The following is a 14,402-nucleotide window of genomic DNA, read 5'->3' on the forward strand; positions in this document are numbered from 1 at the left end:
ATTTATGACGCATTGAACTACAAATATGCACCCTTCCTCCGAAAAAAATCTGTAGTGCCCAAGCCTCCTCCTCAAAAAAATCAATCCCTTGATAACATCCATTTTATTCCCGGATAACTGCAAAAAGGGTTAATATTTCAAGAACATTTACCATTGTTAAACCCAAATCGTTTAAAAATATGTAATTTGTAAATTATTATTTTGAGCGTAATCGAAAAGTGAAGAAAACACAACTTTTGTAACAGTTTTGAATAGTTATTCTAAATCCATCGTTAGAAAGTACATTAAATTGTTTATCAAATATTGATTTATAATTTTCTAATGATGATCGTCAGAAAATTCTTCATTTATTTCATTGATTAAACGTATTATATTTCAAACTATCAGTGTTTAAATGGCGAGTCTGGGATAAATAAATTAGTTTTCTAAAAATTTATTTCAGGCAAAACAATGGTGAAAGTTGTACCTTTTTCTTGTGTTGATTTAAATGTAATTTCACCACCGGTTTCAGTAATAATATTTTTTACAATGGCTAAGCCAAGGCCCATTCCCCCCGATTTTGTGGTAAAATTTGGAGAAAATATTTTTCCCATCTGGTCATCTCTAATTCCATGTCCGTTATCAGAAACCATTATAAATACTTTTTTGTTAAGTAATTTTATCTGAATATCAATCTTACCTTTTTCATTATACCCGATTGCCTGAATAGAATTTTTTATAAGGTTTACAAAAACCCTGTTAAGTTGTTTTTTATCTGCAAAAACATATATAGGTTGTACTTGCTCAAATACTATTTCTATATTATTAGATGTATTTTTGTATAAGTTAACTACATTTGAAATAACATCCGTTATTTCTATTTTTTCTTTTTTACCCTGAGGCATTTGGGCAAAATCCGAAAAAGCAGATGCGATATCTGAAAGTGCATCAATTTGTTCTGTTAAAGTTTGTGTGAAGGTTAATAGTCTTTTTTCCCAATCTTCAGCTTTATCATTCCAAGCTTTTTGAAGATATTGTACGCTCAGTTTCATTGGTGTTAGTGGATTCTTTATTTCATGTGCAACTTGTTTTGCCATTTCCTGCCAGGCATCCTCTCTTTCACTTTTAGCTAGTAACTTTGCACTGGTTTCTAATTTATCAATCATTTTATTATATTCCTCAACAAGACTTCCGATTTCGTCCTTAGGGTTCCTCCATTCAATATGTTCGTTTTGTTTTCCAAGTTTTATCTTGCTTAATTTTTCAATAATTAGGCGTAATGGCATTGTGATATGATTAATAACAATTAATGCAATCGTTATTGCCAGTACGATTATTATAATGTAAATGTTAATATATGATACAAGAAAGCTCGATATTTCTTGCTTATATTCTTCTTCTTTTGCAAAATTGGGTAAGTTTAAATATCCAATTATTTTATTTTGATAATTTCTAAAAGGGCAGTAGGCAGATAAAAATTTATAATTTCCGATATATTCATTTTGTACAAATAATGATTTTTTATTATTAACAAGTAATTTATATGCGTTTTCATTTATTATTTCAGATTGTAGCTTTTTTGCAAATATCTCTTTTCTTGAAGTAGCGATAAGCTGTCCATTTAAATTATACAAATTAATATCAGAAAAATATATATAAGATAATTTTACAAGTAAATCATTTAAATCTTGCGTTGTTTCCTTATTAAAATTAACTTTTGTAGTTAATTTATTTTCAATTTCAATTAAAACCGAATGTGTTTTTTCTCTTAAATTATCTTTATTCTTATCTGTATTTAAATCTGTAATATATTTTAATGAAGATATTCCGATTACCATAAAGGAAACAACGATTATACTAATAATAGATATTTGTATCTTGTCACCAAAACCTAAAGCAAGATATTTCTTTTTAAAAATGAAAATGTCTGCCAATTTCCATATTACTAACAATAAACAATAAATAATAAATAAATATGAGAAAGAAGCAATGTTTTCGATTGAACTTAAGCTCTTCTTACTGATAATGATACTTCTTTCTTGGTTTATTCTATAAAGTAAGTGATTGTATTCATTTTGATTAAAGTATGTAATCTGTTCTTTAGCTATAACATTATCTGTAAGTTTCGATCTGTAATAATACTTCCCAACATTTTTTGTTAATTCATTATTTATATAAAACGCATAGGAATAACCAGATAAATCAGGATGTTTTTCTGATTTACCACTTAAAAGTAATTCTGGATACCCCAATCCTCTTGGAATAAATTTCGAATTGAATTCGATATATAATGTAATGCTTTTCTTTTTACCATTGATTGGAATTACAGATAAATAATTAACCTCATCTGTTCCATTATTTATGAAATATATTTTCTCATTTAATGTTTTTTCTCCATTCTCATTTATTATTTTGTTAAAATAAGTATTACATCCTAAAACAACATTATCCGGTTGGATAGAAAGAAGTTTATTGCTATCACATATGGTTATATTAAAGTTATATTTTGCCAATAATCCATTTAAATATTTACTATTTATATAGTTGCAAATTGTTGATTCACCATTTTGATTATTCTGGTTTTTTGACACTATATTGTATAATATATCATCTTTTTCTATTTCTTCTATCGTTTTATCAAACAAATATTCTGCATATCTGTCCCTTTGATAACATATTTTTTCCGCTATTAATCTTCTCTTTCCTTTTTCCTTAAAATTATTCTCATTTTGCAGGTTAAACGAGGATATAAAGGCAAATATTAATACAATAAATATTAATTTGAAAGTATTTAAATGTTTCAATTTTGTTTTTTCAAATAAATAAAATACTATATAGAATAACAATAATGATAGTGCATTGACAACAATGGCTTTATTATCCAAATTAAGATATAAAAGAATAGAAACAAATAAAATAACCAAAATGGAATAATACCATTTATTTTTTTTATATACAATAATTCTATTTAATATTTTAAAAATCACATAAAAAGAATATACTGTTAACGCGATTATTATCAATCCAATAAAACTATAAATATCTAAGCTAAAAATATTATTAAAATCCAAAGAAAATGAAGAATCAATAACAAGTCTTTTAATTAATTCAATAATTCCTACATATAAAAAAGATGTAATAGTAATGAAACCCAATATAATTACAGAAGTTATTATCTTGCTCCTCGTTTTAAAAAGTAATAAATAATTCCGCTTAATAAATAATACTATAATTAATAATGTGATTATGTGAAGTAATGTATCTCCAAGTGAAAAAAGAAAATTGGAAGAAGCAAATAATATTGGACTGAAAATATCTGAACTGAAAACACAGGTTGGGAACCTGAAATATCCAACAACCCATCTTATAAGTAAAATATCTACTAAAAAAGAAAGTATAAAAAGATGAGGATATGGGAATTGTGGTCGTATCCGTTCATACAATACTCGTAAAAACGAAAGAAAGAAAATGTATGAAATTATAAATAATAAAGCTAATATAGATACTATTTGGGTAGGCATTTTAACTGCAATAGTTAACGGGATAGAAAACAGATATTCATTATTATAAGAGTATATTGCATTTGATTTTTCTTTAACAATATCTATTTCTTCTGGAATAAGAAATGCTCTCTCAAACTTATTTTTTAAATATTCATTATTTTCTTGATAATTATATTTAATTAATATCAGTACATAATATTCTATATCTTTTACTTTTCTACTTCTTATCTCATACCAGCCATTATTAAGTATTTCTACTTTTTCCCTAAAATAATTTGGATTTTTCACATAGACTATGGACGGAACATTCGTTGACCAGTATTTTAATGTGTCTTTTTTATAAATAATGATCGCCAGACCTTTTTTTTCAAAAACTTGTTCAAATCTATTTTCGGAAAAATAAGCTTTCGGATCCTTCTCGGAATTTTTTATCAATTCACTCAAAATTCCATCCGCAGCCTTTTCTTTTTTATGTAAAGTTTTTTCAATGGCATTCCTATATACTTCCCTCTGTTGATTTTGTTTCATAAAATAATTTATTAACAAAATATTTCCCAGAAGAAGCATAGAAATAAAAAACAGTATAAAAACGCTATTTTTTCTTCTTTTTGGAGAGCTCATTTTCTAAAATATTAAAAAACAATGTATAAATACGACTCAAAATAAAGCCTTCTTTTAAACTTTTTCAGCAAAAATGAGTGGTGGCACCACACCTAACCCAGCGTAAGCCGTAGGGTCTTATTTTTAGTTTTTATTTTTAATCACAAAAATCAGGCTAGAATAATTATTTTTTCTTTTTGCCTGACAATTTGATTTCAGTCCATTTAAAAATGCTTTCAAATAATTGTTCTTTCCCCTTTTATATTTTTCGCTTAATATGCTTACGTAAAATGCATCCAATTTCATTGGCAATACTTCTTGAATTTCGAAATTATATTTTTTAAAAAGTGTTTTTATTGATGATTTGCTAAAATGATAAAAGTGCCTTGGTACATCGTAAGCCGCCCAATATTTTTCATAAATTTTAGCATCTGGTGCTTCTGAATTTGGTACTGCGATAATTAATGTCCCATTTTTCTTCAATATTCTCTTTATTTGCAAAATCCGTTCTTCCAAATTTGCCACATGTTCTAAAACATGCCACATTGTAATCACATCGAACGAACCAGCCAAAAAACCATCAATAGTACATTCATCATTTACTTCGATTCCATAATTTTCTCTTGCAAAGTGCTGTGCCTTCTTGCTGGGTTCTATCCCCTGAGTCGTCCAACCTCTTTTTTTAAACTCATTCAAAAACTCACCCGTAGCACAGCCTATATCCAGAATTGCATTTCCATCGGTATTTTTTTTAACCAATAGATATTTTCGATGATGTGTATATTTTCGTACTGTTTTATAAACTACATCAAATAAACTTTTATTATCATCGGAATGCGATATATAGTCTGGAGAATTATAATAATTGCCTATTTTGCCTATTTCCGGGCGAGAATTGGTTAAAAGAAGGCCACATAAGCTACATTTTTGAATTGTAAATTCTTCTCTGGTCAAAAAAAAATCTTTGGTTTTAAGAAAGTTTTGAAATTGTTTCGATCCACAAACTGGGCATTGTTCTATCTTTTCCATAAATGTTGTTTCACGTGAAACTAAATTATCTGCCTAAATAAACTATTAATACAGAAATATCTGCCGGGGATACTCCACTTATTCTGGAAGCTTGGCCAATTGTTCTAGGTTTTATTTTATTCAGTTTTTCTCTTGCTTCAAAAGAAAGAGATTTCATTTGTTGATAATTAAAATCATCTTTAAGCTCAATATCTTCAAATTTTGACAATTTATCTACAACAATCTGTTCTTTTTCGATGTATCCGCCATATTTTATTAATATTTCTACCTCTTCCAAATGTTCACTTTTAAAATCAGGCAAGTCTAATAAAAATCTATTTAACGAATCTAAATGATTTTTTAAACACATTAAGTTAACTTGTGGCCGTAGTATCAAATTGACAATCTTTGTTTTTTGTGTTATTAATGCGGTATTAATATCTTCTAAATAATTATTCACATCCTCTGGCTGTACACTCGTTTCTTTTACAAAACGAATTATCTTTTCAATATTTTGTTTCTTTTTTTCAACTTTTTCAAGACTCTCTTTTGAAGCTAATCCTAAGTTATAGCCAAGCGGGGTTAATCGAATATCAGCATTATCTTGTCTCAATAATATCCGATATTCAGCTCTCGATGTAAACATTCTATAAGGTTCATCAACCCCTTTTGTTATTAAATCATCTATTAATACGCCTATATAAGCTTCTGATCTTGATAAAATAAAATCTTTTTTACTATTTAGCTTATTATGTGCATTTATTCCAGCAATCAAACCCTGACCAGCAGCTTCTTCATATCCTGTAGTACCATTTATTTGACCAGCGAAAAATAAATTCTCAACTTTTTTAGTTTCCAAAGTAGGTTTTAATTGTATTGGTGGGAAATAATCATATTCTATTGCATATCCAGGCCTGAATATTTTTGCATTTTCAAATCCAGGAATATTTACCAAAGCTTTGTATTGAATATCTTCCGGCAAAGAAGATGAAAAACCGTTTAAATAATATTCAACCGTATTCCAGCCTTCTGGTTCAACAAATAATTGGTGTCTCGTTTTATCAGAGAATCTTACAATTTTATCTTCAATAGAAGGGCAATATCTTGGGCCAACCCCCTCTATCCTACCAGTAAACAGGGGTGAATCGGAAAAACCAGTTTTCAGTATATCATGAACTTTGTTATTTGTATAAGTAAGAAAACAACTTTTCTGCTTGTTTAACCGTGGTGTATCAGAAAAGGAAAATCTTTGGGGGTATTCATCTCCTTTTTGTTCTTCCATTTTTGAAAAATTAATGGTCCTTCCATCTATTCTTACAGGTGTTCCTGTTTTCATTCTTTTAAATTCAAAGCCCAATTTATTCAAACATTCTGTTAAACCGTATGAAGAAACATCTCCCATTCTTCCTCCACCAAAATGTTTTTTGCCAATATAAATTATTCCGTTTAGAAAAGTTCCACTTGTAAGTATTACAGATTTTGTCTCTATCTCTAATCCAATAGCTGTTTTTACAGAAGCAATTTTGCCATCAATGGTATTTATTTCTGTTACCATATCCTGCCAGAAATCTAAATTAGGCAAAGATTCCAGTATTTGCCGCCATTTATAAGAAAACAACCAACGGTCGTTTTGAGATCTTGGGCTCCACATTGCAGGTCCCTTCGATTTATTCAACATTCTAAACTGAATCATTGTATGGTCCGTTACTATTCCCGTAAAGCCCCCGAGTGCATCAATTTCTCTTACAATTTGCCCCTTTGCAACTCCACCGATAGCAGGATTACACGACATTTGTGCAATGGATTGCATATTTATCGTTATAAGCAAAACGGAAGAGCCAAGATTTGCTGCAGCTGCAGCTGCCTCACACCCTGCATGCCCTGCACCTATAACGATTACATCATATTTTTTAAACATACCTTACTCTCGTTTCACGTGGAACATCAAACATTCATCTTCCATCCTTCTCATTTCCATTTTATCCCGTTTTGTTTTATCCTTAAAGCCTAACAAATGCAAAATACCGTGAATCATAACCCTTTCCAACTCATCGTCAAATGGAATACTCAAATTTTCAGCATTTTCTTTTACTCTATAAATACTTATAAATATATCACCAGAAATTTTTTTATTTTCGTTATAGTTGAATGTAATAATATCTGTTAATGTATTATGTTTTAGGTAACTTATATTCTTCTCTAATAAATATTCATCACTACAAAAAATATAATTTATATCACCCGCTGTTATTCCATATTTCTGAATAACAGATTTTATCCAGCATTTTACATTATTTTTTCTTTTCAAAGAAAACGTAATATCTTCATAAAAAAAACTAATCATTTTAGAATTTTATATTATACTCATTAATTTTTCTTTTATAAAATGATTTAAACTCCGGTATTTGAGTTCTAATCTTTTCTACATCATTTTCTTTATATAGTAATTCTTTTGAGTATTTTGCTTTATTCTGTAAGTAAGTTACATCAGCCTCCCTTGATTCTCTTTTTGTATCTTTTTCTCTTTGATCCAATGCCTTTTCTGATTCCAACATCCTTGTTAAAATTTCTTTCTGGCGTTTTAACGTTTCATTGGAAATATTTTTGTTAACTAAGTCTTTTTCCGTTTTTCCCATTTGGTTCGTTAAGCTTTTAAAAGTTCCGTTACCACCTCCTTCATCCTTTTGCATTTCATCGCTTAATTCCTGTAGTTGTTTTCTTATCGCCTCCTGCTCTGCAGCCATCCTTGCAAATTGTTCACTGTTTGACCTTGAATTTTTACCTTCTTTTCCGTTTTTCATTAACGATTGTTTCATTTGCTCCATCTGTTGGTTTAACTGCTGCTGCATTTGTTTCATCGTTTTTAAAGATGGTTTCCCAGCTCCAGGTTTTGTACATTTACTTTTCCCTTTCCCTGAACTTTGCATATTCATCTGATTCTGCATTTGCTTCAGTGCTTCATTCAGTAATAATGCAAGATTATTTACCGAAGTCATTATATACTGTTGCTTTGTAGCAGCTATACTAGTATTTCTATCTTCTAAATATTGTAACGTTTGATCTTGAGATAAATTAATATTAGATAGTTCTTTAAGGATAAAAGGTTGAATCATAATTTGTCTTTTACTTAAAGCAGTTAATGAATCTCCAACCATTTTAAAATCATCATTTATGTTTTTTTGTTCCTGAATTATTTTAAGATAATTAGGATCATTCATCGAAATTTTATTCGTCTTTTTTATCAAGTTTTCCTGCTGAAACGAAACTTCTATACAATTTTCCAGTATTTCCCTTAAGGCTGACATGTCTTCTGAAAGACTTTCATCTTCCATTTCCGCCATTTGTTTTTCCAGTTCCTGGCTTAATTCATCCATTTTTTCAGCAGCTTCTTTCTGGGGTTTTGTTGCCTTCGTGTTATTATTTTTGTTAAGTTTTTCTAAACTTTCTTCTATTTTTTTATCTACTTCTTTTTTTATTTCGTCAGCCTTTTCTAAATCTAAATTTTGATCCTGTTCCTTACTCTTTTCCTGCAATTCTTTTAAATCCTTTGATATATCATCAGAATTTTTTTTAATTTCTTCTTGTTTATTTATAAGATCTGTGTCTTTTTCTTGTTTTTTGGTTTCTTCCATTAAACTTTTTTGTTCATCGCTTAATTTCTTAACCTTATCAATAGTTTCTTCAAACTTTTTTTCAAATTGCAATTGTTTAAATAATTCCAAATTTCTATCTAATTCTTTTTCTAGTTCTTTAGCAGACATTTTCATTTTATCGAGCATATCGTTTACCTGTTTCTTATTGGCTTCTTCCAATAACTTTTTCATATCTTCGATCTGCGCCTTCATTTCATCAGGTAGCACCTCTTGAAATAATCGCTCAAGCTCTTTCTTTTTCTGCAATATTTCGTCACTATCTGTATTATACTGTTCTTCTCTTAAGCTTTTTTCTATGTTCTCTTTATTGATTTTCTCTATCCTTTCCTGAATTTGTTTTTGTTTATCTAATAAATTGCTCAATTGTTTTTTGTCCTGCCATGATAAGGTTTTTTTATCATATAACTTTTTTGTCAACTCGCTTATTTTCTGTTGTAATAATTTTGATTCTTCTATAGCTTTCTGAATATCATTTTGTATTTCCGTGTTACTTTTTTCTGTAGCCTTTTCCATTTCTTCTACAGAAGGTAATTTATAGGTCATTTTATTACTTTTTGTTTTCTTTTTTCCATTTACAGCATCATTATCTGAAACCTCAAAATAATATGTAATTTCATCTCCAGGTTGAATATTTAATTTTGACCAATCCACAGAATAGAAAAAATGTTGTTGTATTTTATCCTTTTCAATTAATAAAGTATCTAAATCATATTTATTTTTATCATCTTTTTTATAATAAAATATAAGATTGCTAAAACCATAATCATCTTTTATTGTACCATTAAAGTATAACCGATTATCATAAACAGAATCTCTAATTTCCTGTACATTTATCAAAGGATAAGCGTCTGGGATAACAATTACATTAAAAAAAAGTGAATCATTATTATTTATGAATTGATTAAGCGAATGTATAGAATACCTGCAACTCTTGCGAAATAACCTTGAGTAACCAAAAGTGTTGTCTTTTCCAGAATTCAGCGAAACCCGATTGCCATCAAAACTTAATCTTAACTGGCGGGTATCTTTTGTAAAAAATTTCCAGTTAACCAATGTTCCTTCCGGAATTTGTAAATCACCATTATTATAAACCCTTTCATTTACTTTTTTTATGTAAGCCGGATATACTAAGTTCTCTTCAAAACTCAATATTACAGGTTTTGGAAAAACTCTCAGTAAATAATCCCCGGATGTAAAACCATCTGCTAAAAGTTTAAAATCTATATCTTTCTGTACATTTTTAAAATCATAATGAAAATTTACAGTGTTGTCTTTTCCCGTTTTATAAACGGATCCATCAATTACAATAGATACTTCAGCCGGTATTTCCTCCCCCTTCAGATGTATTTTTAAATGAAAATCTTCCTGCTGAACAGCCTGAAGTGTATTATTTAATATCTCAACAGTAAAAGGAACCTTTTTTTCATACGGCTTATTGAAATGTATAATCCGGTTAGTCGGTTCTATAATCACTGCCGGAAAGGCTATTAATAAACAAAAAATGATGATCAGGGGCAAAATTGCATATTTCAGATATTTTTTGTTCTTCTTAAAATCAATGGCATTTAAAAAAGGAAATGGACGAATTCTTTCTATTTTCTGATTTATTCCAGCTTCAATCAGCTCTCTGCTTTCCGGCATATTTTCAGCAAGTTCATGCAGTTCAAGCGTATTTATAAGAACATCTTTAACTTCATTAAAATGATTTCCAATGATTGTTGCTGCCTGATCATGGGTAATGGTTTTTCCAATTTTTAATAACTTAAAAAATGGAAACAGGATAAATTTAACTATAAAAACAGAAATAATTAATAAAAAAGTATAAAAAAGTATTGTTCTGGCAGCAATTCCCAACCAACCATAATATTCTAACAGAACTATCAGCAAATATAAAATCAGCAGGGTGGAAGTAGAATAAATCGCGCCACGTAGTATTTGATTCTTATAATACTTTCGTATGAACTGATCTAACTTCTGTATTAACAGCCGGTAATTATCATTCTTTTCCAAGCTCAAAACGTTTTAATTTTCATTACTTTTGATTCCATCTAACCAAACCAGCAAAAGTACTCATAAATTGGTTTTTAAAGCTCAAATTTGGAAAATGAATCATGTCTCCAATTTCCCACATAAATTGAAGCTGATTTTATTATTACTTCTTGGGTTTAGCTGCCATGTGATGCCTCAAAATGCTTTGCGGGAATACAACCATTGGTTAGCCCCTAAAGTGAAACACGGTTCGGAAAACTATGATTCATTTTTAAACAAATATGATGTAAGTTTCTACAAAATTGATCTTTCCATGGAACGGTTTAATATCAACCTCTCCGGAAACACCACCATTTTGGCCAAAGTTACCTCTGCGGTTTTGGATACTTTTTGCTTTGAATTATCCTCTATAATAAGCATAGATTCGGTTTTATTTAATCAAAATGCATTTGTTTTCACAAGAAATGACGATTTCGTAATGATTGCATTGGATTTGCAACCTAAAAGTGGTGATCTAATCTCTGTTCAGGTTTTTTACCACGGAACACCTCCTTCTTCCGACGGATTTTGGGGCATTAAAAATGCTTATACCTACGACACGCAAATTACCTGGACTTTATCAGAACCTTTTGCTGCCAAATATTGGTTCCCATGCAAACAAGTGCTGGAAGATAAAGCTGATTCGGCTTATATTTTTATTACGACGGACTCAACCAGCAAAGTTGCTTCCAACGGTTTGCTTTGCAATGTTAAAAAACTTTCCAATAATAAGGTAAAATACGAATGGAAAACCCATATTCCTATTGCTTATTACCTTATATGTGTTTCTGTTTGCAATTACCAGGAATATAATTTCTATGTAAAGCCAGAAAATTACCATGATTCTATTTTTGTTCAGAATTTCATTTTAAAAACACCCAATTATCTTTTGAATAATAAAGAAACCATTGACCGGCTTCACGATTATCTGAACTTATTCTCCAATTTATACGGTTTATATCCCTTTAACAAAGAAAAATACGGCACCTGTATCACTGCTCAGACCGGCGGAATGGAACATCAAACCATGACTTCGCTTCAAAACCATAATTTTGCTCTTTCTGTTCACGAACTAAGCCATCAATGGTTTGGAGATAATGTTACCTGCGGCACATGGAATGATATTTGGCTCAATGAAGGTTTTGCCACTTACTCCGAATACCTTTCATATCAATATCTAAACAATCCACCAGTAACTATTGATGTATGGCTTGCCGAAAAACAGCGGACTGTACTTACCGAAACAGATGGCAGCGTTTATATCCCTATTACAGAAAAGCTCACCGAAGATAGAATTTTCAATGGAAGACTATCTTATACGAAAGGCGGACTTATTCTACATCAACTACGGGCAGAAATAAACGATGACAGCATCTTTTTTGCCATATTCAGGGCGTATCAGGAGAAATTTGGAGGCAGAACGGCTATAAGCAATGACTTCATTAACATTGTAGATAGTTTAACCGGAAAAAATTTCGCCTTTTTCTTCAATCAATGGCTTTATGGCGAAGGGTATCCTGAATTTACAATAATATGGAATCAACAAAATGATTCATTGTTTATTAAATCGTGGCAAAATGGCTCTTCTCCTACTACTTCTCTATTTGAAATGTCTTTAGATTTTACTATTCATTATATTGATGGAGATACTACTTTACGATTGCAGCAATCTGAAAATTATAATTCATTTGCTATTCCGGTAAATAGGATTGTTTCTTCGATTGAGTTGGATAAAGAGAACTTTTTTATGAAAAAAATCATCAGTATTAAAAAAATTAACCAGGCTAACAATAATTCTGAGGGTTTTTTAATTTTTCCCAATCCTGCCGAATCGGAAGTTTCATTATATTTTTTTAATCCTATAACTGAAAATGTATCTCTTAAAATAAGAGATATAAATGGCAGGCTTATTTCTATATCTGGAATTACAAAAAATTTCCAGTATATTGATATTTCATACCTTAAAAAGGGAATTTATTTCTTTACTATTATTAAAAACGGACTAACTTCAACGCAAAAGGTGATTAAAACCCTCTGAGCTTTTTCTTACTTTTGCAGCTAAATTTACAAAGATGAATAAAAGAGTTCGTGTGCGCTTTGCACCAAGTCCTACGGGTCCATTGCACATTGGCGGTATAAGAACTGCCTTGTATAATTACCTTTTTGCTAAAAAACATAATGGTGATTTTATTTTAAGGATAGAAGACACTGATCAGAACCGTTATGTTCCTGGTGCAGAGGATTATATTATTGATTCGCTAAGATGGTGTGGATTGCAATACAACGAAGGTGTAGGTATAGGTGGACCTCATGCTCCTTATCGCCAATCGGAACGTAAACATTTGTATAAACAATATGCCGATGCACTGGTAGAAAAAGGGTTTGCTTATTATGCTTTTGATACTCCGGATGAGTTGGAGAATATTCGTAAACAATTGGAGGCTCAAAAGATAACGTTTCAGTATAATCCGGCTACCCGCAGTAGTATGAAGAATTCAATTACGCTTAATGAGGCAGAAGTTAAGCGTCTTTTGCTTGCTGATACGCCCTATGTTATCCGGATTAAGATACCGGAACATGAAGAAATAATTGTTAATGATATAATTCGTGGTGAAGTGCGGGTGCATTCTTCTCTGATGGATGATAAAGTACTTTATAAGAGTGATGGAATGCCTACTTATCATCTTGCTAACGTGGTGGATGATTATCTTATGGAAATATCACATGTCATCCGCGGCGAGGAATGGCTCCCTTCTGCCCCTCTTCATGTGCTTTTATACCGTTATTTTGGCTGGGAATCTTCCATGCCACAGTTTGCACACCTCCCTCTGCTGCTAAAACCCGAAGGCAATGGCAAGCTTAGCAAACGTGATGGCGATCGCCTGGGTTTTCCCGTTTTCCCACTACAATGGACGGATCCAAAATCAGGAGAAATATCCTCAGGATACCGCGAATCGGGCTATTTTCCCGAAGCTTTCATTAATATGCTTTCATTACTTGGCTGGCATCCGGAAACAGAACAGGAAATATTCACCATCGAAGAGCTTATCCAGGTTTTTTCGCTCGAAAGAGCAAGCAAATCAGGTGCAAAATTTGACCCCGAAAAGGCAAAATGGTTCAACCACCAATATCTTATTACCAAAAGCAACGCTGAATTAGCCATTTGCCTTAAATCTATCCTTATAAAAAAGGATATCCACGTTGATGATGATAAAATAGAAAAGATTTGTGGGCTGATTAAAGAACGCGCCAACCTTATCTCCGACTTGTGGAACCAGAGTGATTATTTCTTTGTTGCCCCTGATACTTACGACGAGAAGACGATTAAAAAATACTGGAAAGAAAATACTCCTTCACTTCTTAACGAACTGAAAAGCCTTCTTCTATCGCTTGATGATTTTAAAAAGGAAACCATAGAAACCGCTATTCATCGCTATATTGAAGAAAATGGTTTAAGCATGGGGCAGGTAATGAACTCCTGGAGGCTTACTTTGGTAGGAACTGCCAAAGGACCTGGTATGGCTGATATTGCTTCAATACTTGGCAGGGAAGAAGTACTTGCAAGGATGAATAAAGCGTTGATTGAGCTTAAATAAATCATTTCGTTCATTACATCTATTATTTACATAAG

7 protein-coding genes are annotated in these 14,402 nt (G+C 30.8%); 2 read left to right on the forward strand and 5 right to left on the reverse strand.

All coding sequences use genetic code 11. The features are described 5' to 3' along the window. Positions 1-425 precede the first annotated feature (425 nt). The 5 genes from M0R21_01550 to M0R21_01570 form a co-directional block, all read right to left on the reverse strand. A complete protein-coding gene (locus M0R21_01550) occupies positions 426-4,010 on the reverse strand; it encodes an ATP-binding protein (protein MCK9616500.1) in 3,585 nt (1,194 codons plus the stop codon). Positions 4,011-4,226: 216 nt separating this feature from the next. Continuing rightward, entirely contained in the window at positions 4,227-5,111 is an 885-nt protein-coding gene (locus M0R21_01555) for a class I SAM-dependent methyltransferase (GenBank protein ID MCK9616501.1), read from the reverse strand. Between the two features lie 25 nt (positions 5,112-5,136). After that, positions 5,137-7,008, reverse strand: coding sequence for a tRNA uridine-5-carboxymethylaminomethyl(34) synthesis enzyme MnmG (gene mnmG / locus M0R21_01560; protein ID MCK9616502.1), 1,872 nt, complete (start codon positions 7,006-7,008; stop codon positions 5,137-5,139). Between the two features lie 3 nt (positions 7,009-7,011). Continuing rightward, positions 7,012-7,434, reverse strand: a complete 423-nt coding sequence (gene ybeY / locus M0R21_01565) for an rRNA maturation RNase YbeY (GenBank protein ID MCK9616503.1) — start codon at positions 7,432-7,434, stop codon at positions 7,012-7,014. Position 7,435: 1 nt separating this feature from the next. Then, on the reverse strand, positions 7,436-10,753 hold the full coding sequence (locus M0R21_01570) for a hypothetical protein (GenBank protein MCK9616504.1): 3,318 nt from the start codon (positions 10,751-10,753) through the stop codon (positions 7,436-7,438). Positions 10,754-10,847: 94 nt separating this feature from the next. On the opposite strand from M0R21_01570, the gene M0R21_01575 reads away from it, so the two are divergent. Further along, positions 10,848-12,809 carry a T9SS type A sorting domain-containing protein gene (locus M0R21_01575; GenBank protein MCK9616505.1) on the forward strand — a complete coding sequence of 654 codons (1,962 nt, stop codon included), beginning with the start codon at positions 10,848-10,850 and terminating at the stop codon, positions 12,807-12,809. Positions 12,810-12,843: 34 nt separating this feature from the next. After that, positions 12,844-14,367, forward strand: coding sequence for a glutamate--tRNA ligase (gene gltX, locus M0R21_01580; protein MCK9616506.1), 1,524 nt, complete (start codon positions 12,844-12,846; stop codon positions 14,365-14,367). Positions 14,368-14,402: the final 35 nt, after the last annotated feature.

The sequence above is a fragment of the Lentimicrobiaceae bacterium genome (genome assembly GCA_023227965.1).
Classification (GTDB): domain Bacteria; phylum Bacteroidota; class Bacteroidia; order Bacteroidales; family JALOCA01; genus JALOCA01.